The 24726-nt window shown below is 72.7% G+C and carries 22 protein-coding genes; 15 read left to right on the top strand and 7 right to left on the bottom strand.

Annotated features, from left to right (window positions below):
* The 3 genes from ACF07N_RS29385 to ACF07N_RS29395 are packed head-to-tail and all read left to right on the top strand — an operon-like array spanning position 1 to position 3508.
* Positions 1–1893, top strand: coding sequence for a WD40 repeat domain-containing protein (locus ACF07N_RS29385; RefSeq protein ID WP_392118542.1), 1893 nt, complete (start codon positions 1–3; stop codon positions 1891–1893).
* Positions 1890–2534 carry a GTP cyclohydrolase II gene (gene ribA, locus ACF07N_RS29390; protein ID WP_392118545.1) on the top strand — a complete coding sequence of 215 codons (645 nt, stop codon included), beginning with the start codon at positions 1890–1892 and terminating at the stop codon, positions 2532–2534. The genes ACF07N_RS29385 and ribA overlap by 4 nt, the downstream gene beginning before the upstream one ends.
* Positions 2534–3508, top strand: coding sequence for a formylglycine-generating enzyme family protein (locus ACF07N_RS29395; RefSeq protein ID WP_383331926.1), 975 nt, complete (start codon positions 2534–2536; stop codon positions 3506–3508). Before ribA ends, ACF07N_RS29395 begins: the two co-directional genes overlap by 1 nt.
* Before the next feature lie 13 nt (positions 3509–3521).
* Here ACF07N_RS29395 and ACF07N_RS29400 read toward each other — a convergent pair whose 3' ends face one another.
* From ACF07N_RS29400 to ACF07N_RS29425, 6 genes are all read right to left on the bottom strand, one after another.
* Positions 3522–4511 carry a zinc-dependent alcohol dehydrogenase family protein gene (locus ACF07N_RS29400; RefSeq protein ID WP_392118548.1) on the bottom strand — a complete coding sequence of 330 codons (990 nt, stop codon included), beginning with the start codon at positions 4509–4511 and terminating at the stop codon, positions 3522–3524.
* Positions 4508–5359, bottom strand: a complete 852-nt coding sequence (locus tag ACF07N_RS29405) for a carbohydrate ABC transporter permease (RefSeq protein WP_392118551.1) — start codon at positions 5357–5359, stop codon at positions 4508–4510. Before ACF07N_RS29405 ends, ACF07N_RS29400 begins: the two co-directional genes overlap by 4 nt.
* Complete coding sequence (locus ACF07N_RS29410) at positions 5356–6297, bottom strand: carbohydrate ABC transporter permease (protein ID WP_383331930.1); 942 nt, start codon at positions 6295–6297, stop codon at positions 5356–5358. Before ACF07N_RS29410 ends, ACF07N_RS29405 begins: the two co-directional genes overlap by 4 nt.
* Positions 6294–7667, bottom strand: coding sequence for an ABC transporter substrate-binding protein (locus ACF07N_RS29415; RefSeq protein ID WP_383346801.1), 1374 nt, complete (start codon positions 7665–7667; stop codon positions 6294–6296). The genes ACF07N_RS29410 and ACF07N_RS29415 overlap by 4 nt, the downstream gene beginning before the upstream one ends.
* Before the next feature lie 80 nt (positions 7668–7747).
* Entirely contained in the window at positions 7748–8515 is a 768-nt protein-coding gene (locus ACF07N_RS29420; RefSeq protein WP_383331935.1) for a DeoR/GlpR family DNA-binding transcription regulator, read from the bottom strand.
* 310 nt (positions 8516–8825) lie between these two features.
* On the bottom strand, positions 8826–9635 hold the full coding sequence (locus tag ACF07N_RS29425) for an NAD-dependent epimerase/dehydratase family protein (RefSeq protein ID WP_392118555.1): 810 nt from the start codon (positions 9633–9635) through the stop codon (positions 8826–8828).
* Between the two features lie 223 nt (positions 9636–9858).
* Here ACF07N_RS29425 and ACF07N_RS29430 point away from each other — a divergent pair, with 223 nt between their 5' ends.
* Both ACF07N_RS29430 and ACF07N_RS29435 read left to right on the top strand, forming a co-directional pair.
* Positions 9859–10800, top strand: coding sequence for a 5-dehydro-4-deoxyglucarate dehydratase (locus tag ACF07N_RS29430; RefSeq protein ID WP_392118558.1), 942 nt, complete (start codon positions 9859–9861; stop codon positions 10798–10800).
* Positions 10797–11960, top strand: coding sequence for a hypothetical protein (locus tag ACF07N_RS29435; RefSeq protein ID WP_392118561.1), 1164 nt, complete (start codon positions 10797–10799; stop codon positions 11958–11960). Before ACF07N_RS29430 ends, ACF07N_RS29435 begins: the two co-directional genes overlap by 4 nt.
* A gap of 223 nt (positions 11961–12183) precedes the next feature.
* Here the strand turns inward: ACF07N_RS29435 and ACF07N_RS29440 are convergent, their stop codons facing one another.
* Positions 12184–13392 carry an MFS transporter gene (locus ACF07N_RS29440; RefSeq protein ID WP_392118564.1) on the bottom strand — a complete coding sequence of 403 codons (1209 nt, stop codon included), beginning with the start codon at positions 13390–13392 and terminating at the stop codon, positions 12184–12186.
* A 131-nt stretch (positions 13393–13523) separates the two neighbouring features.
* Between ACF07N_RS29440 and ACF07N_RS29445 the strand changes: the two genes are divergently transcribed.
* The 10 genes from ACF07N_RS29445 (at position 13524) to ACF07N_RS29490 (ending at position 24659) form a co-directional block, all read left to right on the top strand.
* Positions 13524–14120 carry a TIGR03086 family metal-binding protein gene (locus ACF07N_RS29445; RefSeq protein ID WP_392118567.1) on the top strand — a complete coding sequence of 199 codons (597 nt, stop codon included), beginning with the start codon at positions 13524–13526 and terminating at the stop codon, positions 14118–14120.
* A 151-nt stretch (positions 14121–14271) separates the two neighbouring features.
* Positions 14272–14931 carry a GntR family transcriptional regulator gene (locus ACF07N_RS29450; RefSeq protein ID WP_383346811.1) on the top strand — a complete coding sequence of 220 codons (660 nt, stop codon included), beginning with the start codon at positions 14272–14274 and terminating at the stop codon, positions 14929–14931.
* On the top strand, positions 14928–15839 hold the full coding sequence (locus tag ACF07N_RS29455; RefSeq protein WP_392118570.1) for a dihydrodipicolinate synthase family protein: 912 nt from the start codon (positions 14928–14930) through the stop codon (positions 15837–15839). Before ACF07N_RS29450 ends, ACF07N_RS29455 begins: the two co-directional genes overlap by 4 nt.
* Positions 15836–17566, top strand: a complete 1731-nt coding sequence (araD, locus tag ACF07N_RS29460) for an L-arabinonate dehydratase (protein WP_392118573.1) — start codon at positions 15836–15838, stop codon at positions 17564–17566. The genes ACF07N_RS29455 and araD overlap by 4 nt, the downstream gene beginning before the upstream one ends.
* 121 nt (positions 17567–17687) lie before the next feature.
* Positions 17688–18623 carry a carbohydrate ABC transporter permease gene (locus ACF07N_RS29465; protein ID WP_392118576.1) on the top strand — a complete coding sequence of 312 codons (936 nt, stop codon included), beginning with the start codon at positions 17688–17690 and terminating at the stop codon, positions 18621–18623.
* The gene (locus ACF07N_RS29470) at positions 18620–19516 is read left to right on the top strand and encodes a carbohydrate ABC transporter permease (protein WP_383346817.1); all 897 of its coding nucleotides are present in this window, start codon (positions 18620–18622) and stop codon (positions 19514–19516) included. Before ACF07N_RS29465 ends, ACF07N_RS29470 begins: the two co-directional genes overlap by 4 nt.
* A 40-nt stretch (positions 19517–19556) precedes the next feature.
* Positions 19557–20744: a Gfo/Idh/MocA family protein gene (locus ACF07N_RS29475; RefSeq protein ID WP_392118579.1), complete on the top strand. Its 1188-nt coding sequence runs from the start codon at positions 19557–19559 to the stop codon at positions 20742–20744.
* Positions 20741–21586, top strand: a complete 846-nt coding sequence (locus tag ACF07N_RS29480; protein ID WP_392118582.1) for a PmoA family protein — start codon at positions 20741–20743, stop codon at positions 21584–21586. Before ACF07N_RS29475 ends, ACF07N_RS29480 begins: the two co-directional genes overlap by 4 nt.
* A gap of 32 nt (positions 21587–21618) precedes the next feature.
* Positions 21619–23127: a family 43 glycosylhydrolase gene (locus tag ACF07N_RS29485; protein WP_392118585.1), complete on the top strand. Its 1509-nt coding sequence runs from the start codon at positions 21619–21621 to the stop codon at positions 23125–23127.
* Positions 23128–23309: 182 nt separating this feature from the next.
* A complete protein-coding gene (locus tag ACF07N_RS29490) occupies positions 23310–24659 on the top strand; it encodes an ABC transporter substrate-binding protein (protein ID WP_392118588.1) in 1350 nt (449 codons plus the stop codon).
* Positions 24660–24726 lie beyond the last annotated feature (67 nt).

Raw genomic sequence — 24726 nt, forward strand, 5'->3', positions numbered from 1 at the left:
ATGCGCCCCATCGACCTGCCCGTGAACCCCGCCGGACACGCCGCCCCCGTCACCCACGTCGCGCTGCGCCCCGACGGCACGCGCCTGGCGAGCTGCTCCTACGACGGAACCGTGCTGGTCTGGGACACCCAGGACCCGGCCAGGCCGGCGGTCCTGCACCGCATGCGGCACCGACGCCTGGTCAACGCGTGCGCGTGGAACCCCGCCTCCCCGGCGCTGCTGGCCACCGCCTCGGCGGACAAGACCGTCGCCGTGTGGCGCGTACCCGACGACGCGGGCCCGCCGGCCCTGGTCAGCGTGCTCGCCCGCCACACCGACGACATCAACTCGGTCGACTGGATGCCGGACGGCGAGCACCTCATCTGTGTGTCCGAGGACGGCCGGGCCACCATGTGGCACGCCCTGACCGGAGCGTTCCGCTCGGAGGTCGGCTCGCACACGGCGCACTGCATGGCGGTCTCCGTCAGCCCCGGCGGCGTGGTCGCCACGGCCGGTGAGGACGGCATGGTGGCCGTACGCCGGCCCGGCACGGACTCCGGCACGGCCGTACGGCACTACGGCTCCTCCATCGAGGGCTGCGCCTGGTCGCACTCCGGCGAGGTGCTCGCCGTCGCCCGCGACGACGGCAAGGTCGACCTGCTCACGGCGGGCCTGGAGCTGCTGCGCACGCTGGAGGTCTCCGACTCGGCCGCCCGCACGGTCGGCTGGTCCGAGGACGACACCTCGCTGGTGATCGGCGCCTACGACGGCGCGCTGCACTTCTTCGCCGCCGACGGCACCCGCACCCACCGGGTCCGGGACGCCCGGGTGTGGCCCCGCTCCGTGTCGGTGGCGCGGGGCCTGGTGGCCGCGGGCAGCTTCTGGAGCGGCCCGCATCTGTACGCCCTCGACGACGCCACGGAGATCGCCGCCCCCACCGCGCCCAACCACGGCCCCAACGCGCTCGCCGCGCACGACGGGCAGCTGTACATCGGCTGCGACTCGGGCACCGTGTTCGCCGTGGACCTCGACGGCACGACGACGGACGACGACACGGCGGCCGCGCCCCGCGCGGTCCGCGCGCTGGACGCCGCCGACGGTCCGGTCCTCGCCCTCGCCGCCCGTGACGGCGCCCTGTACGCGGCCACCTACTCCGGCCGGGTGATCGGCCTGCTGGACGGCCGCCGGACCGTCAGCGGGCAGCTCGGCGCCCCGCTGCCGTCCCTGTGCTTCGACGGGGACACCCTGGTCGCCGGCACGTACAACGGCGAACTGGTCGTCCTCGACCCGCGGACGCTGTCCGTCCTGGCCCGGCGCCGGGCCCACGGCGGTTCGGTCAAGTCCCTCACCGCGCTGCCCTCGGGATTCCTGTCCGCCGCCACCGACCGCACCGTCGCGGCCGGTGGCCCGCACCGGCGCGACACGCTGTGGGAGCACGGCAACCTCGTCAACGCCGTCGCCGTCCTCGGCGGCCGGGTGGCGGCGAGCGCCTCCCGCGACCACACGGTCAAGGTCGGCCGGATCACCGGCGACGGCGGCCCGGGCACGTGGCGGGCCGGGACGGTCCAGACGCTCCTCGGACCCGACGAGTCGGTCAAGTGCGTCGGCCTGCTCGGCGACCCCGACGCCCCCGTCGTCCTGGCCGGCTCCTACGACTTCGGCCTCTACGCGTGGCACGTCGACTGGGACGCCACCGCCCGGACCCTCGCCTCCGGTCACCTGCTGACCGCGTTCGGCCAGGGCCTGTCCTGCATGGCACCCCTGGACGGCGACCGGTTGGTCGTGGCCGGCTGGGACGGGCGGATCGTCGTGGTGGACCTGGGACCCGGCGGAGAGCCACGCGTACGGCGCGACTGGCGCATCGGGGACCTCGCCGCCCGGGCCGACCGGCACGAGGAGGCCCTGGCCGTATGAGCATTCCCGAACCCCGGTCGGCGGTGGCCGTCACCGCCCCGGAGGTCACGGTGCGGGCCCGCGTGGGCGTCACCCTCCAGCGGGCCGGAGGCCACCACGCCGAGCTGGTCACCTTCTCCGGGCTGCCCGACGGGGCCCAGCACCTCGCCATCGTGCTGGGCGAGCCCGCCCGGGACGCGCCGCTCGTCCGGCTGCACAGCGAGTGCCTGACCGGGGACGTCCTCGGCTCCGCCCGCTGCGACTGCGGCCCGCAGCTGGAGGAGTCCCTGCGGCGGATCGCCGTCGAGGGGGGAGCGGTGCTCTACCTGCGCCAGGAGGGGCGCGGCATCGGCCTCTACAACAAGCTCGACGCCTACCTGCTCCAGGACCGCGGCGCGGACACCTTCGAGGCCAACGAGCTCATCGGCCGGGAGCCCGACGAGCGCGACTACGGTGTCGCGGCCCTGATGCTGGGCGCCCTCGGCATGAAGCGGGTGCGGTTGCTGACCAACAACCCCGACAAGGTGGCACAGTTGCGCGAGCACGGCATCGACGTCGCCGACGCCCTGCCCACCGCCGTGCACCGCACCGCCGAGAACGCCCGCTACCTGGAGGCCAAGGCGCTGCACCAAGGCCACACCATCGCTCTGAAAGGCGCCTGATGAAGCTGGAGGACGTCGCCCACTCGCCCCACTTCCAAGAGCACGCCGCCCTGGCCCGGCCCGGTGACGTACGGCCGTCCCGGCAGGAGGCCGAGGAACTCGCGGCGCTGTCGCCGCGCCGGCTCGCCGCCCGGGTGGAGGACCCCCGTGTGCCGATGGCGCAGCGGCTCGCCGCCGGGGGCGTCCTCGCGCTCCTCGGCGACCCCCGCATCGACGTCGACCGTCCGGCCACCTGCCCCGTGCCGGGAGGCAGCGTGGAGATCGGCCTGGACCCCGGCGCGGTCGACGCGGTCGTCGCCGACTGGGCGCACGTCGGGGTGGAGCGGTCCTGGATCGACAAGGAGACCCCGGTCCACACCGTGGTCCTGCGCGACTTCTGGATCGGCCGCTACCCGGTCACCAACGAGGAGTACCGGCAGTTCCTCGCCGACACCGGCCATCCCGGCCGCCCGGCCACCTGGTACCTGGGGGCCTATCCGTACGACCGCAGCAACCACCCGGTGGCGGGGGTCCGGGCGGAGGACGCCGACGCGTACGCGGCCTGGCTCAGTGACCGCACCGGCCACCCGTGGCGGCTCCCCACGGAGGCCGAGTGGGAGTACGCGGCCAAGGGGCCGGACGGCGGCGCGTTCCCCTGGGGCGGCACCTTCGACGCCTCGGCCGCCAACACGCGCGAGACCGGTGTCCACACCACCACCCCGGTCGGCGCCTTCCCCGCCGGCGTGTCGCCGTTCGGCGCGCACGACATGGCGGGCAACGTCGAGGAGTTCACCGCCGACGACTACCGCCCCTACCCCGGTGGGCCGTTCGTCGCGGACCACCTGGTGGAGACGATGACCACCTACCGGGTCGCCCGTGGCGGCAGCTTCTCGCGCTTCGGTGACCTCACCCGCACCCGCCGCCGCCACGGCGCCTTCCCCGGCCCCCTGTACCCCGTCGGCTTCCGCCTGGCCACCGGCAGGCAGCCGCTGTAGCCCCGAGGAGGCGTCAGGGCACCACCACGATCTTCCTGCCGATGCCGGACGCGAACTGCTCCAGCGCCTCGGGGTACCGCTCCAGCGGGATGCGGTCGCTGATGAACACGTCGGGGTCGAGGACGCCGTTCGCGAAGAGTTCCGCGGCCCGCTCGAAGCTGTGCAGCACCGCCATCGAACCGGTGATGGTGATCTCCTGGTTGTAGATGCGGTACGGGTCGATCGTCACGCGGGTCGCGTAGTCGGCCACACCGAACTGCAGGAACGTGCCGGCCTTCGCCACCCGGTCCAGGCCGTCCTGGATCGCCGCCGCGTTGCCGGTGGCGTCGATGACCAGGTCCCAGCCCTGCGGGCGGTCGAGCTCGTCCGGGTTCGCGGCCGAGGCCGAGACGCCGAGGCGGCGGGCCGTCTCCAGGCGGACCGGGTTCACGTCGACGACGTCCACGCTCGCCGCACCCGTGCGCTTGGCCAGCTCCAGCATCATCAGGCCCATCGTGCCGGAGCCGTAGATCAGCACGTGCGCGCCGAGGCGGGACTGCAGGACGTCGTAGCCCCGCACCGCGCAGGACAGCGGCTCCACGAGGGCCGCGTCCTGCGTGCGGACGTGCTCCGGCAGCTTCACGCAGTTCGCCACCGGGGCGACGGCGTACTTCGCCGCGCCTCCGGCCGTCGTCACGCCGATCGCCGCCCAGCGCTCGCACAGGTTGTTGTGGCCGGTGCGGCAGTAGCGGCACTCGTGGCAGTACAGGGACGGGTCGACCGCGACCCGGTCGCCCACCGCCACCTCCGTGACCTGGGTGCCGACGCCGACGGCCTCGCCCGCGAACTCGTGCCCGGGCACGATCGGCAGCTTCGGGGCGAACTCGCCCTGGAGGATGTGCAGGTCCGTGCCGCACAGCCCGCAGGCCGCGACCTCGACGACGACCTCGCGCGGCCCTGGCGTCGGGTCCGGGACCTCGGCGACGACGGCCTTGCCCACGGACTCGATGACGGCGGCCTTCATTTCACGGCTCCCAACGACAGGCCCTGGACCAGCTTGTCCTGGGCGGCGAACCCCGCGGCGAGCACCGGCAGGGAGATGACGAGCGACGCGGCGCACACCTTCGCCAGGAACAGGCCCTGGCTGGTGATGAAGCCGGTCAGGAAGACGGGGGCGGTCTCGGCGACCACGCCCGTCAGGACCCGGGCGAAGAGCAGTTCGTTCCAGCTGAAGATGAAGCAGATCAGCGCCGTGGCGGCGATGCCCGGCAGGGCGATCGGTGCCACCACCCGGGTGAGCACGGTGGGCAGCCGGGCCCCGTCCACCCGGGCCGCCTCGATCACGGCGACCGGGATCTCGGCGAGGAAGGACTGCATCATCCACACCGCGATCGGCAGGTTCATGGAGGTGTAGAGGATGACCAGCAGCCAGATGTTGTCGAGCATCCCGGCGTTCTTGGCGAACAGGTAGATGGGCAGCAGGCCCGCCACGGCCGGCAGCATCTTCGTGGAGAGGAAGAAGAACAGCACGTCCGTCCACTTGCGGACGCGGTTGATCGACAGCGCGTAGGCCGCCGGGAAGGCCAGCAGCAGGACGAGGAGCGTCGACGCCACGGACGCGACCGTCGAGTTGATCAGGGCCGGCCAGGGGCTCGCGCCGCCGCCCGCGCCGAAGAACTCCCGGTAGCCGTCCAGGGTCAGGGCGGCCGCGAAGGACGGCGGGTTGGTCGCCGCGTCCGTCTCCGAGTGGAAGGACGTGAGCGCCATCCACGCGATGGGCAGGAAGAACGCGATGCCGAGCAGCCAGGCCAGCAGGCCCAGGCCCGCTCCCTTGCCACGGGCACGGCGGGCTCGCAGGGCGGTCGTGCTCATGCGCGGGACACCTCCTCGCGGAACAGGGACGACACCACGCGCAGGGCGAAGGTCGCGATGACGATGGAGCCGATGACCACCAGGACACCCGCGGCCGAGGCGAGGCCGTTCTCGTGGGCCTGGTAGAAGCTCTGGTAGACGGTGTAGGGGAGGTTGGCGGTGCCGAGGCCGCCGGACGTGATCGTGAAGACCGCGTCGAAGTTCTGCACGATGTAGATCGAGCCCAGCAGGGCGCCGAGTTCGAGGTAGCGGCGCAGGTGCGGCAGCGTCAGGTGGACGAAGATCTGCCAGTCGCTCGCGCCGTCGACCCGGGCCGCCTCGATCTGCTCGTGGTCGCGGCTCTGCAGGCCGGCGAGCAGGATCAGCATCATGAACGGCGTCCACTGCCAGATGAGGGAGGCCTCGACGGCCAGCAGCGGGGTGTTCGAGATCCAGTCGGGCTGTGGGCCGCCCACATAGTGCAACAACCCGTTGAACAGGCCGTATTCGGGGTTGTAGAGCACATGTTTCCAGAGCAGGGCGGCGGCGACCGGCACCACCAGGAAGGGCGCGATCAGGAGCGTCCGGACGATGCCCCGGCCGCGGAACCTGCGGTCCAGCAGCAGGGCCAGGACGAGCCCCAGCACCAGGCTGGCCAGCACCACCGCGACCGTGAGCAGCACGGTCGTCCACACCGAGTGGCGCAGGTCCGGGTCGGTGAGGACCTCTTGGTAGTTGTCGAGGCCGGCGAAGTGCCGGGCGTCGGGGTAGAGGCTGTTCCAGTCGAAGAAGGAGATCACCAGCGTGGCCACGAACGGCAGCTGGGTGACGGCGATCATGAAGATGAGGGCGGGGAGCAGCGGGGCGCGGGTGGCCCAGGCGCGCAGGCGCGCGGAGGGGCGGCGGACGGGGGTGCGTGTCTCGGGAGCGGCCACGGGGGCCGTGGTCGTGGCGGTCATCGTCCCTCGTACTCCTCGGAGATCTTCTCGGCGAGCGCCTGCGACTTCCTCAGGGCCGATTCGACGGACTGGCGTCCGGCGATGGCCGCGCTGATCTCCTGGGAGACCTCGGTGCCCAGGTCGGTGAACTCGGGGATGCCGACGAACTGGATGCCGGGTGCGGGCCGCGGCTGCACGCCGGGGTCGTTCGGCCGGGCCTGTTCGATGGCCTCCTTGGTCATCTCCTGGAAGGCCGCCGCCTCCTTGCGGTAGGCGGGGTTGGCGTACGTGGACGCCCGCTTGCCTGCCGGGACGTTGGACCAGCCGACCTCGTCGCCGACCAGCTGCTCGTACTCCTTGCCGGACGCCCAGGAGACGAACTTCCAGGCGTTGTCCGGGTTGCGGGAGGCCTTCTGGATGCCCCAGGCCCAGGTGTAGAGCCAGCCGGAGGACTCGGTCTTCTCGACGGGGGCCGGCGCGTAGCCGACCTTGCCCTTGACGGGGGAGCCGTCCGCCTCCAGGGATCCGGCCGCGGAGGTGGCGTCGTACCACATGGCGACCTTGCCCTGGGTCATGTTGTTCAGGCACTCGGCGAAGCCGGACTGGGCGGCGCCGGACTCCCCGTGCTCGCGCACCAGGTCGACGTAGAACTTCGTCGCCTTCTCGAACTCGGGGGAGTCGAGGCGGGCCTTCCAGTCCTGGTCGAACCAGGTGCCGCCGAAGGTGTTCACGACGGTGGTGAGCGGGGCCATGACCTCGCCCCAGCCGGGCAGGCCGCGCAGGCAGATGCCCTTCATGCCGGGTTCGGCGCCGTCCGCCTCGGCCGCGAGGTCCGCCACCTGCCGCCAGGTGGGCCGGGCGGGCATCGTCAGGCCCTTCTTCTCGAACACGTCCTTGCGGTACATCAGGAACGAGGACTCGCCGTAGAAGGGCTGGCCGTAGAGCTTTCCGTCCTCCGCGGTGAGGGACTGGCGCATCGGCTTGAGCACGTCCTGCTCGTCGTAGCCCGGGTCCTTCGCGACATAGCCGTTCATCTCGCGCAGCCAGCCGTTGCGGGCGTAGATCGGTATCTCGTAGTTGGACAGCGTGGCCACGTCGTACTGGCCGGCCTGGTTGGCGAAGTCCTGGCTGATCTTGTCGCGGACGTCGTTCTCGGGCAGGACGGTGAAGTTGACCTCGATGCCCGTCTCCTTGGTGAAGTGGGCGCGGGTCAGCTTCTGCAGCTCGACCATCTGCGGGTTGTTCACCATCAGGACGTTGATGGCGTCGCCGCCTGATCCGGCCCCGCCCGCCCCGACCCAGCAGCCGGAGAGCAGCGGGGCGAGCAGCGTCCCTGCGGCGGCCAGGGCGAGCGTGGCTCGCGGAGGCCGTCGTCGGCTCGGGGTTCGCATGGATCGCTCCTGGAATGAATGGGGAGATAAAGGACAGCACGGGGCGTGACCGCACCCCGTGGGGACGGAAGCGGGGTGGGTCAGACGCGGATGACCTGCGGCCCGAGCAGGGAGTAGCGGTGGGCCTCGGCCGTCGGCAGCAGGGTGCTCGTCACGATCGTCTCCAGGGTGCCGATCTCGGCGAACCGGCAGAAGCTGACCGCTCCGAACTTGGTGTGCACCCCCGCGAACACGGTGCGCCGGGCGGCCCGGATCGCCTGCGCCTTGACCTCGCTGACGGCCGGGTCGGGGGTGGTGAGGCCGTGTTCGCGGGAGATGCCGTTGGCGCCGATGTACGCCAGGTCGAGGACGAATCCGGCCAGCATCTTCGTCGTCCAGTGGTCGACGGTGGCGAGGGTGCCGGAGCGGACCCGGCCGCCGAGCAGCAGCACGGACACGCTGTCGGACCCGGCGAGAGCCCCCGCGACCGGCAGGGAGGCGGTGACCACGGTCAGCGGCCGGTCCCGGGGGAGCGCCTCGGCGATGAGCTGCGGGGTGAAGCCCTCGTCGACGAACACCGTCTCGGCGTCCCCGAGCAGCTCCGCGGCGGCGGCCGCGATACGGCGCTTCTCGGGGACGTGGCTGGTGGCGCGGAAGGCGAGGGTCGTCTCGAACCCGGCGCTCTCCACGGGGTAGGCGCCGCCATGGGTGCGGCGGAGCAGCCCGTGGTCCTCCAGCACGCGCAGATCCCGCCGGACCGTCTCCTTGGCCACGCCCAGCTCGGCGGCGAGAACCGTGACGTCGACCGAGCCGTCCCGCCGTGCGGCCAGCACGATCTCGCGCTGGCGTTCCTCCGCGGTCCTGTTCACGCCGTCACCCGCCTCCCTGCTGTGCTGCCCGTTCGGGCCCGCGGTGGGCCTTGGGGGAAGTTCTACAGCGGGTGTCCCGCGGTGACCAGGCCTGTTGTGGGCGCGATCGTGCCCGTGTGTGCCCGTTCGGTCGTGGACGCACCCGGGCTGTCACGGGGGGACCGAAGCCGTCGGTGGGCGTGTCGTCGCAGGTGAGGCGGGTGCCATGGCCCGGGAGGGTGCGGTCAGGGCGCCGCCGGGCCATGCCCGAATGCCCGGGCGGGCGAGCCCGTTCTCTGCCCGCCCGCCCGGGTGCGACGGCTCTTTCCGGTCAGTACGGCCAGATCGGCGGGTCGGTCACGAAGTGGCCGCCGAGGTAGGCGTGCGCCTCGTTCTCCGGGTCCAGCTCGCCCTGCTCGGCGATGAGCTCGGCGGCCCAGGGCTCGGAGTCGTCCTGCGGTGCGTAGCCGAGCGCCCGGGCGCTGCTCAGGTCCCACCACAGGCGGGTGTTGGCCGAGGAGCCGTGGACGACGGTGTGGCCGACGCGCTCGGCGGTGAGGGCCGCGTGGAAGAGGCGGGCGCCGTCGGCGGGGCTCATCCACACCGAGAGCATGCGCACGCTGGTCGGCTCGGGGAAGCAGGACCCGATCCGCACCGACACCGTCTCCAGGCCGTGCTTGTCCCAGTAGAGCTGCGCCAGGTCCTCGCCGAAGCACTTGGACAGGCCGTAGAAGGTGTCCGGGCGGCGCGGGGTGTCCACGGGGATGAGCGGGTCGTCGCCCCGGGGGCGCGGGGTGTAGCCGACGGCGTGGTTGGAGGAGGCGAAGACGATCCGGCCGACGCCCTCCTCGCGGGCGGCCTCGTAGAGGTGGTAGGTGCCCTCGATGTTCGCCTTGAGGATCTTCTCGAAGGGGGCTTCCAGGGAGATGCCCGCGAGGTGGATGATCGCGTCGACGCCCCGGACCGCCTCGCGCACGGCGTCCCGGTCGGCCAGGTCGGCGGTGATCGCGTCGGGCTCGCCCTCGATCGGGCGCAGGTCGAGCAGGCGCAGGTCGTAGCCGTAGGCCGGGAGCAGGTCCCGCATCAGGGTGCCGAGGCCACCGGCGGCGCCGGTGAGCAGGACGGTGCGGGGAGCGGGCATCCTCGGTTCTCCTTGACTCGCCGGTCGTGCACAAGGGCGCACGGCATTCATATGGATGGACACGCTAGGGAGTGATCGCGAACGCCGTCAAGGGGGCCGCGGAAGGGGTGAATCCGCTGGTGTGACGCGCATGCGCCCGCTTGACCGGCGCGGAGGCCGCGCTCTAGCGTGGGGACGTTCAGAAATATAGACGCCAATCATGAATATAAAACCGGGAGAGCTCGTGACGTCAGCCCCTCTCGCCGCTCGGCTCACCGTCCCCAGCGGACCGCTGTTCTTCCCGGTCACCGCCTACGGCCCGGACGGCTCCGTGGACCTCGACACCTACCGCACCCATGTGAGCGACGGCGTGGCGGCCGGGGCCGCCGCCGTGTTCGCCTGCTGCGGCACCGGGGAGTTCCACGCGCTCACCCCCGAGGAGTTCGAGCGTTGCGTGCGGGTCGCCGTCGAGGCGGCCGGCGGGCGCGTGCCGGTCGTCGCGGGCGCCGGGTACGGCACCGCGCTCGCCGTGCGCTACGCCCGGCTCGCGGAGGCGGCCGGGGCGGACGGACTGCTCGCCCTGCCGCCGTACCTCGTCGTCGCCGCGCAGGAGGGGCTGCTGCGGCACTACCGGGAACTGGCCGCCGCCACCGCCCTGCCGGTCATCGTCTACCAGCGGGACAACGCCGTCTTCACGCCGGAGACCGTCGTCGAACTCGCCCGCACGGACGGCGTCGCCGGTCTCAAGGACGGTCTGGGCGACCTCGACCTCATGCAGCGGATCATCAGCGCCGTCCGCACCGAGGCCCCGGGTGACTTCCTCTACTTCAACGGCCTGCCCACCGCCGAGCAGACCCAGCTCGCCTACCGCGCCCTCGGCGTCACGCTCTACTCCTCCGCCGTGTTCTGCTTCGCGCCCGAGATCGCCCTCGCCTTCCACCGGGCGCTGCGCACCGGCGACGACGACCTGGTCACCAGGCTGCTGGACGGCTTCTACCGGCCGTTCGTCGACCTGCGTGCCCGGGGCCGCGGCTATGCCGTCGCCCTCGTCAAGGCCGGCGTACGGTTGCGCGGACTCGACGTCGGCGAGGTGCGGCCCCCGCTGCACGAACCGGCCGGGGACCACGTGAAGCAGCTCGCCGAACTGATCGAACGCGGGCACGCGCTGCTGGAGGAGGCCAAGTGAAGGCGTCGGCATTCGTCTACCCCTGGGACGTCGACGGCGACCCGGAGGCGCCCGAGCGGATCGCCGCGCTCGGCGTGGCACAGGTGACGCTCGCCGCCGCCTACCACTCCACCCGCGCGCTCACGCCCCGCCACCCGCGCCACCGCGTCGTCACCGCCGAGCACGCCGCCGTGCTCTACCCGGCGGACCGCCGTTGGAACGGGCGGGAGCTGCGCCCCTACCCGGCCGGCGACTGGGCCCCCGGCGACGCCTACGGCCGGGCCGCCGCCGCACTCGCCGACGCCGGCCTCCCGGTGCACACCTGGGTCGTCCTCGCCCACAACTCCCGCCTCGGCGCCGAGCACCCGCACACCTCGGTCGTCAACGCCTACGGCGACCGCTACCCCTGGGCACCCTGCATCGCGCAGCCCGCCACGCGCGCCTACCTGACCGACCTGGCGGCGGAGGCGGCCGTCCGGCCCGGGGCGCGCGGCACCGAGCTGGAGTCCCTCGGCTGGTACGGCCTGCAGCACCTGCACGCGCACGACAAGACCGGCGGCGTCGGCCTCGGGGACGCCGGGCAGTACCTGATGGGGCTCTGCTTCTGCCCGTCCTGCCGGGAGGGCTACGGCCGCCACGGCCTCGACGCGGACGAGCTGGCGGCCGCGGTGCGCACCGCGCTGGAGCCGGTGTGGCGGGGCGCACCCTCCGACGGGGCCTGGCCGGGCATCGAGAAGCTCCTCGGCGAGACGCTCGCGGGGGCCACGCGCGCCTACCGCGACGAGACCGCCCGCACGCTCCAGGAGGAGGCCGTCGCGGCGGTCCGGGCCGCCGCACCCGAGGGCTTCCAGGTACTGCTGCACGCGGACCCGGTCTCCTACCACGCGGGCGCCAACGCCGGCGTCGACCCCGGGCACATCCTGTCCGTCGCCGACGGCGTCGTCGTGCCCTGCGCGGGCGGCACCGGCACGCTGACGCCGTTCGCACGGCAGGGCAGGGCGGACGCCGTCATCGCCGCCAACTTCACCGTCGTGTCGGGCATGGGCGGCAGCCCCGGCACCCTCGCGGCGGACGCGGCCGAGGCACGGCGGCTCGGCGCCACGGAACTGCGGCTGTATCACGCGGGGCTGGCCTCCGACAGCGACCTGGAGGCGGTCCGTTCCGCCCTCACGCGCCTTTGAGGCTGCCGCTGCCGCTGTCCCGGCGGGTCTTCGGGGCAGACGCTGCCGCCGCCTCGGGGTGCTGCTCTCGTGCGGCGCCTGCGAGGCGGGTGCTGCTCTCGTGCGCCCGCGAGGCGGGCGCTGTCCTGCCCTCGCCGGGCCCTGAGGCGGTGGTCCGTGCCGCGTGAGCGTCCCAGTCCTGATCGCCGGGCTCGGTGAAGACGCCGCCCAGTGGTTCCTTCCGTCACCGGTGGGTGGCGGCCGCGGCCGGGCGAGCGCACAGCAACACCGCCGTCACCAGCAGCGCCATGCCCACGGCGACCAGCACCGGCCGGTGGCTCACCAGCTCCACCAGCGCCGCCCCGGCCGCGATCCCGGCCACGTTCGGCGCGTAGACCAGGGTGTGCGCCGTGGCGGTGACCCGGCCCAGCAGCGGGCCCGGCGTCTCGCGCTGCACGGCCGTCAGCGCGGCGATCAGCACGGCGGGCAGCCCCGCCCCGATCGCCGCGCTGCACCCGAGCGCCAGGGGCGCGGACGGCACCGCGCGCAGGGCGACCGCGAGCGCCAGCAGGGCCACGCCGCACGCCGCGAAGCGCCGGGCACCCAGGCGGCGCAGCGCGGGGCCGGACAGCAGCCCGGCCGCGACGGACCCGGCGCCCTGCGCGGCGTACAGGACCCCGGCGTACGCGGGGGAGCGGCCGAGGTCGTCGACGACGGCGTGGACCAGCGCGCCGTTCACGCCCGCGAGCAGCATGGTGGCGCCGCCCGCCAGGACCAGCGGGCGCAGCACGGGGTGCCTCCGCAGGTGCCTGATCCCCTCGGCCGTGCGCGGACGGCCACCCGCGCGCACCGGCACGGACTCGTCCTCCCGGACGCGCAGCAGCGCGTACAGCCCCGCGGCAAGGGCGAACGTCGCCGCGTCCAGCAGGGCGACACCCGCGCCTCCGTACGCCGCGTACAAGCCCGCGCCGGCCAGCGGCGCCAGGAGCTTCATGCCCTCGGAGGCCGTCATGCGCAGGCCGTTGAAGTCGCCCAGCAGGGACGGGCCGACGGCGGACGCGACGAGTGCCGACTCGGCCGCCTCGTGGACGACGCCCGCCGCGCCGTACCCGAACAGCACCGCGTACAGCAGCCACACCTCGCCAGGGGAGTCCACGCAGACGAGGACGGGCAGCAGGCAGCCCAGGAGCACGTTCACGCCGATCAGCAGCGGTCTGCGCCGGCCCCGGTCGGCCAGGGCGCCCAGCGGCGGGCCGGCCAGGGTCGGCAGCCACATGGCGAGCTGGCACAGGGCGGCCAGACCGTCCGAGCCGGTGAGGTCCTTGACCCACACACCGGACGCCAGCCACAGCGCTGAGGTGCCGAAGCCGGAGACCACCACGGCACAGAGGCACAGCCCGGCGGCGCGGTCGCGCAGGACACGCGTCACGGGCCAGGTCGTCACGTTCGTCATGCCTGGTCATGGTGGCGCTGAGGCCCACCCGCCCGGATCGGGAAGATGCCCTAGAAGGCGGGCGCCGGGGCGATGAGTTCCGGCGGCGCCGTCGGTCCACCTCCCAGGACACCGACCAGGAGGACCCGCGCATGACCGACACCACCCCGACCCTCGACCTCGGACCGCAGACGGCGGTCCTGGCACGCCTGGCCGAAGGAGTCACCGAGGAGCAGCTGGCCGGCCCGACGCCCTGCCCGCAGTACGCGGTGCGCCACCTGCTGGGCCACCTGCTCGGGCTGACCGTCGCCTTCCGCGACGCCGGCCGCAAGGACCTGGGCGTCACGACCGACACCAGCCCCGGCTCCGCCCTCCCGGACCTCGCGCCCGGCTGGCGCGAGGATCTGCCCCAGCTCCTGGCCGAACTGGCCGCGGCCTGGCGCGACCCGGCCGCGTGGACCGGCATGACCCGGGCCGGGGGAGTGGACCTGCCGGGCGAGGTCGCCGGACTCGTCGCCGTCGACGAGCTGGTGATCCACGGCTGGGACCTGGCCCGGGCGACCGGCCAGGAGTACCGCCCCGACCCGGCGGCGCTGCGGGCCTGCCACGACTTCCTCGCCGCGAGCGTCGACGACCCGGGCCGGGGTGAGATCTTCGGTCCCGTCGTGCCGGTGGGGCCCGGGGCGCCCCTGCTGGAGCGGGCGGTGGGGCTGAGCGGGCGGGATCCGGGGTGGAAACCCAGGTCGTAGAAAGCGATTGCTGTTTTCTGCGTCGGAAGCATTGACGAAACAAACGCGCCCTCCTACCGTCATCGCGTCGTACTTCGTACGTCATATATGAGACGCGATACGCGAGATCCGATACGCGATCCACCGGGACCGCGAGATCCGAGAGGCGCGCATGACCTCTGTGCCCACGCCGATACCCTCCCGCACGCAGTACGTGCTGGAGGGCATCAAACACCGCATCCTGACCGGGCAGCTGACGCCGGGACAGGCCCTGGTCGAGACCGAGCTCGCCGCGCAGTTCGGGGTGTCCAAGACCCCCGTGCGGGAGGCGCTCAAGACCCTCGCCGGGACCGGACTGGTCGTGATGAGCCAGTACAAGGGCGTCACGGTGCGCATGGTGGACGCGGACATGGCGCGCGAGGTCTACGACGTCCGGCTGCTGCTGGAGCCCGAGGCGCTGAGGCGCGCCGTGCAGCGCGGCGCCTCCCTGGACGCCGCCCGCTCCGCGCTGACCCGGGCCGACGAGGCCACCGACACGGCCGAACGCTCCCTGGCGAACCGGGAGTTCCACCGCGCCCTGTACCTGCCCTGCGGCAACCCGCTGCTCGGCCGGATGCTCGACGAGGTCCGCGACCAGGCCGCCCTGGTCTCCGCCGTCGCCTGGGCCGCCTCCCCGTCCTGGGAGCGCGAGGCCGGCGAGCACCGGGAGATCCTGCGGCTCGCCCTCGACGGCGACGCCGACGGCGCGGCACGCGCCCTCCACTCCCACATCGCGTCCTTCGTGCAGCGCGCCTTCCCCGAGGCGGCACTGGAACAGGAAGGCCAGGAATGAGCAGCGTGGCGTTCGAGACCCAGCGGGCGGCCCTGGCCGATGTGGTGGCGATCCCGGTGACCCCGTTCGCCGAGGACGGCTCCGTCGAGCGGGACACCTACCGGGCCCTGCTGCGCCGCCTGCTCGACGGCGGCGTCACCACCCTCACCCCCAACGGCAACACCGGCGAGTTCTACGCCCTCACCCCCGAAGAGCGCCGGCTGGTCACGGAGCTGACCATCGACGAGGCCGGGGAGCGGGCGGCCGTCCTGGTCGGCGTCGGGCACGACGTCCCGACCGCCGTCGCCTCCGCCCGGCACGCCCGGGACCTCGGCGCGCAGATGGTGATGGTCCACCAGCCCGTCCACCCCTACGTCTCCCAGGCCGGCTGGGTCGACTACCACCGGGCCGTCGCCGAGGCCGTGCCCGAGTTGGGCGTCGTGCCGTACATCCGCAACGCGCAGCTCACCGGCGCCCGCCTGGCCGAACTCGCCGACGCCTGCCCGAACGTCATCGGCGTGAAGTACGCCGTGCCGGACGCGGCGAAGTTCGCCGCCTTCGCCCGGGACGCCGGACTGGAGCGGTTCGTGTGGGTCGCGGGACTCGCCGAGCCGTACGCCCCCTCCTACTTCTCCGCGGGCGCCACCGGCTTCACCTCCGGGCTGGTGAACGTCGCCCCGGCCGTCTCCCTGAACATGATCGAGGCGCTGCGCTCCGGCGACTACCCGGCCGCCATGAAGGTCTGGGAGCAGATCCGCCGCTTCGAGGAACTGCGCGCGGCCAACGGTTCCGCGAACAACGTCACCGTCGTCAAGGAGGCCCTCGCCTCCCTCGGCCTGTGCCGCCGCGAGGTCCGCCCGCCGAGCCGGACGCTCCGGGAGGACGAGCGCGCCGAGGTCGCCGCGATCGCCGCGGGGTGGTCGATATGACCGGCCGGCTGCGTCCCGAGGAGCTCAGGAGCCACCAGTGGTACGGGGTCGAGGGCCAGTTGCGCACCTGGTCGCACAACGCCCGGATGCGCCAGCTCGGTTACGAGGCGGAGGAGTACCAGGGCCGCCCGGTGATCGCCGTGCTCAACACCTGGTCCGACATCAACCCCTGCCACGTGCATCTGCGCGAACGCGCGGAGGCGGTCAAGCGGGGCGTGTGGCAGGCCGGCGGCTTCCCACTGGAGTTCCCGGTCGCCACGCTCTCCGAGACGTACCAGAAGCCGACGCCGATGCTCTACCGCAACCTGCTCGCGATGGAGACGGAGGAGCTGCTGCGGTCGTACCCCGTCGACGCGGCGGTGCTGCTCGGCGGCTGTGACAAGTCGACGCCCGCGCTGCTCATGGGCGCGGCCTCGGCGGACGTGCCGGCCCTGTTCGTGCCCGCGGGGCCGATGCTGCCGGGCCACTGGCGCGGCGAGACCCTCGGGTCCGGCACCGACATGTGGAAGTACTGGGACGAGCACCGCGCGGGCAACCTGACCGACTGCGAACTGCGCGAGCTGCAGGGCGGTCTCGCGCGCTCGCCCGGGCACTGCATGACCATGGGGACCGCCTCCACGATGACCGCGGCGGCGGAGGCCCTCGGCATGACGCTGCCGGGCGCCTCCTCGATCCCGGCCGTCGACTCCGGGCACGAGCGGATGGCCGCCGCCTCCGGGCGCCGTGCCGTGGAGCTCGCCTGGACCGCGCTCAAGCCGTCCCGGATCCTCACCCGCGAGGCCTTCGAGGACGCCGTCACCACGGTGCTCGGGCTCGGCGGCTCCACCAACGCCGTCATCCACCTGATCGCGATGGCGGGCCGCGCCGGCGTCCGGCTGACCCTCGACGACTTCGACCGCATCGCCCGCACCGTGCCGGTGCTCGCCAACGTCCGACCCGGCGGACGGACCCACCTCATGGAGGACTTCCACTTCGCGGGAGGCCTGCCCGCCTTCCTCTCGCGCATCACCGACCTGCTGCACCTGGACCGGCCCACCGTCAACGGCACCCTCGGGCAGCAGATCGCCGGAGCCGTCGTCCACGACGACGACGTGATCCGCACCCGCGACAACCCGGTCGCCGCCGAGGGCGGGGTCGCGGTGCTGCGCGGCAACCTCTGCCCGGACGGCGCGGTCGTCAAGCACATCTCCGCCGAGCCGCACCTGCTCAAGCACACCGGTCCCGCCGTCGTCTTCGACGACTACCGGACCATGCAGCGCACCATCAACGACCCGTCGCTCGGCATCACCCCCGACCACGTGCTCGTGCTCCGGGGCGCCGGGCCCAAGGGCGGCCCGGGCATGCCCGAGTACGGGATGCTGCCGCTGCCCGACTACCTGCTCAAGCAGGGCGTGCGCGACATGGTCCGCATCTCCGACGCCCGGATGAGCGGCACGAGTTACGGCGCCTGCGTGCTGCACGTCGCGCCCGAGTCGTACGTCGGCGGACCGCTCGCCCTGGTGCGCACCGGCGACCCGATCACCCTCGACGTCGAGGCGCGCACCCTCCACCTCCACGTGGACGACGAGGAGCTGGAGCGGCGCAGGGCGGACTGGACGCCGCCGCCCACCCGGTACGAGCGCGGCTACGGGGCGCTCTACACCGAGCAGATCACGCAGGCCGACACCGGCTGCGACTTCGAGTTCCTCGCCCGCCAGGGCCGGGTCGCCGACCCGTACGCAAGCTGAACGGCCGCACCGCCCCCGCACGTCCGGCACCACCGGGTACCGCCCCGCCCCTGGATAGAAAGCGCTTTCCGCGCACGCATCGACGCACGCCGCAGAGACGTACCGAGAACGGAGAACAGTCATGGCCCAAGCCGCAGCCGTGGCGAAACCGCCCGCGCCACCCCGGCGGCGCCGTGCCTCCGCCACCCCGCGCAGGCTCCCGTACCTGCTGATCGCCCCGGCCGCCCTGCTCATGCTGGGCTTCATCGCCTACCCGGTCATCAGCGTCTTCTACTACAGCCTGCAGCACTACAACCCCACCAAGCCCTGGCGGAACGGATTCGCGGGCTTCGACAACTTCGTCCACGCCTTCACCGAGGACCCCGTCTTCTGGGACACCCTGGTCTTCAGCGCCAAGTGGGTCGTCGTCGAGGTCGGACTCCAGCTGCTGTTCGGTCTCGCGCTGGCCCTCATCGTCAACCAGACGTTCGTGGGCCGTGGCCTGGGACGCGCGCTGGTCTTCTCCCCGTGGGCCGTCTCGGGCGTGCTCACCTCCGCGATCTGGGTGCTGCTCTACAACTCCCAGACGGGCATCACCCGTTACCTCGCGGACATCGGCATCGGCTCCTACGGCACGAGCTGGCTCTCCGACACCTCCACCGTGTTCCCGGCGGCGGTCGTCGCCGACCTGTGGCGTGGGGTGCCGTTCTTCGCGATCCTCATCCTCGCCGACCTCCAGTCCGTCTCCAAGGACCTCTACGAGGCCGCCGAGGTCGACGGCGCCGGCCGGCTGAAGCAGTTCTGGCACATCACGCTGCCGCACCTGAAGGACGCCATCATCCTGTCCACGCTGCTGCGGGCGGTGTGGGAGTTCAACAACGTCGACCTGCTGTACACCCTGACCGGCGGCGGCCCCGCGGGCGAGACGACCACCCTGCCGCTGTACATCGCCAACACATCCGTCGACGCCCACAACTTCGGCTACGCGTCGGCCCTGACCACGGTGGCGTTCGTGATCCTGCTCTTCTGCTCGATGGTCTACCTGCGGCTGAGCAAGTTCGGAGGCGACAGCAAGTGAGCGTCAAGGAAGCGACCAAGACGGCGCCCGCCCCCGTGCGCGCCACCCCCGCACCGCCCGGGCCGCCGCAGAAGAGGCGCGCCTGGGACGAGGCGCCCCGCTGGCAGATCTACCTGCCCCTGGGCATCTACCTGCTCTTCACCCTCGTCCCCTTCTACTGGATCCTGCTGTTCTCGCTGCGCCCGGCCGGCTCGACCTCGCTCGTGCCCTGGCCGATGACCTTCGACCACTTCGAGAAGGTCTGGACGGACCGCAGCTTCGGCACCTACTTCGCCAACAGCGTCCTCGTCGGCGTCGCCACCCTGGTCATGACGACCCTCGTCGCCCTGGCCGGCGGCTACGCCCTCGCCCGGTTCGACTTCAAGGTCAAGCGGGCGTTCATGCTCGCGCTGCTGTGCTCCCAGTTCGTGCCGGGCGCGCTGCTGCTGGTGCCGCTGTTCGAGATCTTCGCCGAACTGCAGATGATCAACTCGCTCGGCAGCGTCATCCTCGCCGAGACGGTCTTCCAGCTGCCGCTGTCGATGATCCTGATCAGCAACTTCATCAAGAACGTGCCGTACTCCCTGGAGGAGGCGGCCTGGGTGGACGGCTGCAACCGCATGACGGCCTTCCGGATCGTCGTGCTGCCGCTGCTGCGGCCCGGCCTGATCGCCGTCGGCTCCTTCGCCTTCGTCCACTCCTGGAACCACTTCCTGTTCGCCCTGATGTTCCTCAACAACCAGGACAAGCAGACCATCCCGGTCGGCCTGAACACCCTGATGAGCGCGGACAGCGTCGACCTGGGCGCCCTGGCGGCGGGCGGCATCATCGCGGCCGTGCCGGTCGTGATCGTCTTCGCCTTCATCCAGAAGTGGCTGATCACGGGCTTCAGCGCGGGGGCGGTGAAGGGATGAGCGCCGGACGACCCACCGCCGCGACAGCGGGGAGGACCCCGTGACCGGTCGCGTGATCGACCCCCTGAGCACCCCCGTCCCCGTCGTCCTCGCCGGTGCCCGCGGGCACGGCCGCTGGCACCTGGAGAACATCCGCCGCCTGCAGCACCGGGGACTCGTCAGGCTGGCCGGCGTCTGCGAACTGACGCCGCTGACCGAGGACGAACTAGGCGACCTCGGCGCCCCCGAGCAGTCCGCCGACTTCGGTGCCCTGCTGGACTCCACCGGCGCCGCGGCCGCGGTCGTCTGCACGCCCATCCCGACCCACACCGACCTGGCGCTCACCGCCGCCGAACGCGGGGTGCATCTGCTGCTGGAGAAGCCCCCGGCCCCCTCCTACGCGGAGTTCCGCCGGATGGCCGACGGGGTCGCCGCCGCCGGGGTGGTCTGCCAGATCGGCTTCCAGTCGCTGGGCTCGCACGCCGTGCCCGCCGTCCGGGACCTGATCGCCGACGGCGCGATCGGCACCCTGGCCGGGCTCGGCGGCGCCGGCGCCTGGGTGCGCGACGAGGACTACTTCCGCCGGGCGCCCTGGGCGGGCAAGCGGCGGATGAACGGCACCGACGTCGTCGACGGGGCGCTGACCAACCCCCTCGCGCACGCCGTCGCCACCGCCCTCGCCCTCGGCGGCAGCACCCGCGCCGAGGACGTCCTCGCCATCGAGACCGAACTGCTGCGCGGCAACGCCATCGAGTCCGACGACACCTCCTGCGTGCGGATCACCACCGCGCAGGGCCACCCGGTCACCGTCGCCGCGACGCTGTGCGCCGAGCGGGCCGACGAGCCGTACGTGCTGGTGCATGGCAGCAGCGGCCGCATCACCTTCTGGTACAAGCAGGACCGCGTGCTGCTGCAGCGCGCCGGGCACGGCCCCGAGGAGTTCCAGCACGGCCGCACCGACCTGCTGGAGAACCTCGTCGACCACCTCACCACCGGCGCGGCCCTGCTGGTCCCGCCGGACGAGACCGGCGCGTTCATGAGGGTCGTGGAGGCCATCCGCACCGCTCCCGACCCGGCGCCCCTGCCGGACGGCGCCTGGCACCGCGTCCCCGGCGAGAACCGCCGGGTGGTGCCCGGTGTCGACGGGCTCGTCGCGGCCGCCGCCGACACCCTCTCCCTCTACTCGGAGCTGGGCGCCCCCTGGGCACCGGCCGCGCCGCACCGGACGAAAGAGGTGAGCACCCGATGACCGGCGGCGACACCGTCGTCCTGCGCGTCGCGGGCCGGCCGGTCGGGCGGTACGTCACGCGGCCCGAACTGCCCGCCCGGCTCTCCCCGCGCCCCTATCTGCACCCCGTCACCACCCTGGCCGGCACGGCGGTCACCGAGCTCGGCCCCGCCGACCACCCACACCACCTCGGCGTCGGTGTCGCCGTTCCCGACGTCGAGGGGTTCAACTTCTGGGGCGGGCGCACCTACGTCCGCGACCAGGGCCCGACCGAGCTGGACAACCACGGCTCCCAGCGGCACGTCGCCTTCCAGCTGCGCGACCCGGACGGCTTCGTGGAGGAGCTGCGCTGGGTCGCGGCGGGCGGGGAACTGCTGCGCGAGCGCCGCACGGTCGCGGCCACCGAACTCACCTCCAAGGCGTGGGCGCTGGACCTCACGTTCTCGCTCACCAACGTCACCGGGGCGCCGCTGTCGATCGGCAGCCCCGCCACCAACGGCCGCCCGGGCGCCGCCTACGGCGGCTTCTTCTGGCGGGCCCGCAAGGAGGCCGCGGCGCCGGAGGTCTTCACGGCCGGCGCCGAGGGCGAGGCCGCCGTGCACGGCAGCCACGCCGGCTGGCTCGCCCTGGCCGGGTCCGGCTGGACACTCGTCTTCGCCGGGGTGACCGAAGCCACCCGGCGCGACCCGTGGTTCGTGCGCACCGGGGAGTACCCCGGGGTCGGCTCCTCGCTCGCGCACGACGAACGGCTGCCGGTCGCGCCGGGCGAGACCGTGGTGCGCCGGATCGTCACCGTCGTCGCCGACGGGCGCCTCGGCCGGGACACCGCCGCGTCCCTCGTCCGCAAGGCGGTGAGCGCGTGACCTCCGGGACGCCCGCGGCCCCGGGAACGCCGATGAGCGCCGGGACCTACACCAACCCCGTCCTCGACGCCGACTGGTCCGACCCGGACGTCGTCCGCGTCGGCGACGACTTCTACCTGACCGCCTCCAGCTTCGGCCGCGCCCCCGGCCTGCCGCTGCTGCACTCCCGCGACCTGGTCAACTGGACCCTGGTCGGCCACGCCCTCGAACGCCTGGAACCTGCGGAGGAGTTCGCCACGCCCCGGCACGACTGCGGCGTGTGGGCCCCGTCCCTCCGGTATCACGACGAACGCTTCTGGATCTTCTGGGGCGACCCCGACCAGGGCGTCTTCCAGATCAACGCACCCGGGATCAGGGGCCCGTGGACCCGCCCGCACCTGCTGAAGGCGGGCAAGGGCCTGATCGACGCCTGCCCGCTGTGGGACGAGGAGACCGGCGAGGCCTACCTGGTGCACGCCTGGGCCAAGTCCCGCTCCGGCGTCAAGAACCGCCTGACCGGCCACCGGATGCGCCCCGACGGCACCGGACTCCTCGACGAGGGCAAGGTGATCGTCGACGGTGACCGCATCCCCGGCTGGTTCACCCTCGAAGGGCCCAAGCTGTACCGGCACGACGGCTGGTTCTGGATCCTCGCCCCCGCCGGGGGAGTGGAGACCGGCTGGCAGGGCGCCTTCCGCTCGCGCGGCTTCTTCGGGCCGTACGAGGAGCGGATCGTGCTGGAGCAGAAGGACACCGAGGTCAACGGACCCCACCAGGGCGGCTGGGTGCGCACCCCGTCAGGGGAGGACTGGTTCGTGCACTTCCAGCAGCGCGGGCCCTACGGCCGGGTCGTGCACCTGCAGCCGATGTCCTGGGGGCCGGACGGCTGGCCGGTCGTCGGGGACGACGGCGCTCCCGTCACCGTGCACCGGCGCCCGGCCCTGCCGCCCCAGCCGCCGGCCGCCCCGGCCACCGACGACGACTTCCCCGGCGGACGGTTCGGACGTCAGTGGCAGTGGACGGCCAACCCGGGCGAGGGCTGGGCCACCCAGCACTCCGGGGACGGACTGCGGCTGACCTGCCTCCGCTCGGCCCACGCCCACGACCTGCGCGTCCTGCCGAACGTGCTCACCCAGCGGCTGCCCGGCACGCCCTGCGCGGCCGAGGTGGAGCTGCGGCTCGACAGCGACGAGCCCGGGGCGCGGGCCGGACTCGCGGTCCTCGGGGACGCGTTCTCCTGGATCGGGCTCCAGCGCGCCCCGGACGGCACCGCGCAGCTGGTGCACCGGTTCGCCGAGGGGGCCGCGGAGGCCGAACGGGACGCGGCCCACCCGAGGCTCGCGCCCAAGGGCCGGGCCCGGCTGCGGATCGACATCGGCCCCGGTGCCCGCTGCCGCTTCTCGGCCGACACCGGCGACGGCTTCCGGCCCTCCGGCCCGGTCTTCGCCGCCACCCCGTGGCGCTGGGTCGGCGCCCTGCTCGGCCTCGTCGCGCTCGCGCCCTCCGGCCCGGGGCACGCCGGAGCCGCGACCTTCACCCGGTTCAGACTCACGCCCTCGTAAGCCACCCGTACGCCTGTGGGAGCCGCAATGACGCACTTCCGTAGCAAGCGCTTGCCGACACCGAAGCGGCCCGGCACGGCCGCCGCCCCTCCCGAGGGGACGGATCACCGGGCGCCCCGTGCCCACCACTGACCCCCACACCTCAAGTCCCGCTGGATCCAGAAGAAGAAGAGAGCCGACCAATGAAGATCAGCAATCGCAGAAGCAGGCGCGCCGCCACGGCCGTCGCCCTGGGGGCCGTCCTCGCGCTGACCGTGACCGCCTGCGGCGACGACGGCAGCGGAGCGGGCGGTGACAAGGGCGCCGAGGGAAGCGGCAAGGGCAAGATCGTCTTCTGGGACAACAACGGCGGTGTCCGCACCGAGATCTGGAAGGAGATCATCGCCGACTTCGAGAAGGCCAACCCGGACATCGACGTCGAGTACGTCGGGATCGCCTCGACCGAGTACCAGTCCAAGGTGGACACCGCCCTCCAGGGCGGCGGGCTGCCGGACGTCGGCGGTGTGGGATCGGCGATGATCGCCGGCTTCGCCGCGCAGGGCGCGCTGGAGCCGCTCGACGACCGGCTCGCCGGTTCGTCCCTGAACGGCAAGCTCAACAAGGACATGGTCGAGTCGCTGAAGGCGGCCGGCGGGGGCGACGACAAGCTGTACTCGATCCCGACCTCCGCGAACAACGGCGTGCTGTACTACCGTACCGACCTGTTCGAGAAGGCGGGGCTGGAGGAGCCGACGACCTGGGAGCGGTTCTACGAGGCCGCGGACAAGCTGACGAACAAGGGCAGGAACGAGTTCGGCTACACCATCCGGGGCGGTGCCGGGTCCATCGCCCAGGCGCTGGACGCGATGTACGGGCAGTCCGGGATCACCTCGTTCTGGGACTCCAGCGGCGAGAAGACCACGCTGAACGACCCGAAGAACGTCGAGGCGCTGGAGAAGTACGCGGCGCTGTACAAGAAGGTCACCCCGGCCGCCGACCTCAACAACGACTTCACCAAGATGGTCGCGCAGTGGGACTCCGGCACGATCGGCATGCTGAACCACAACCTCGGCTCGTACCAGGACCACGTGAAGGCCCTCGGGGCCGGCAAGTTCCGCGGCATTCCGCAGCCGACCGGGCCCGGCGGTAAGCGGGTGCAGGTGTCCAACCCGGTGGACGGGCTGGGACTGTTCAAGAGCGGCAAGAACAAGGAGGCCGCCTGGAAGTTCATCGAGTTCGCCACGTCCAAGGCGGAGAACTCGAAGTTCAACGAGGCGGCGGGGCAGGTCCCGTCGAACACGGACGCGGCGCAGGACGCGTGGATCGCGAAGGCGGAGCCGACGAAGCTGGCCGCCGACGCCTTGTCGGACGGATCCACCACGATCGTGCAGCTGCCGTACTACCTGCCGGACTGGAACACGATATCCAAGGCCGACAACGAGCCGAACTTCCAGAAGGTGCTGCTCGGGAAGATGAGCGCCGAGGACTTCCTGGACACGATGGCCGAGCAGCTGAACACCGCGCAGGAGGAGTGGAACCAGCAGAACGGGTGAGCGGCTGCCGGGTTTCGCCGTGGGACGGCCTGTGCGGTGCAGGTGCGGGCCGTCCCTGGCCGGTCGC

Origin of the sequence: Streptomyces sp. NPDC015242, from assembly GCF_043079125.1 — a bacterium.
Classification (GTDB): domain Bacteria; phylum Actinomycetota; class Actinomycetes; order Streptomycetales; family Streptomycetaceae; genus Streptomyces.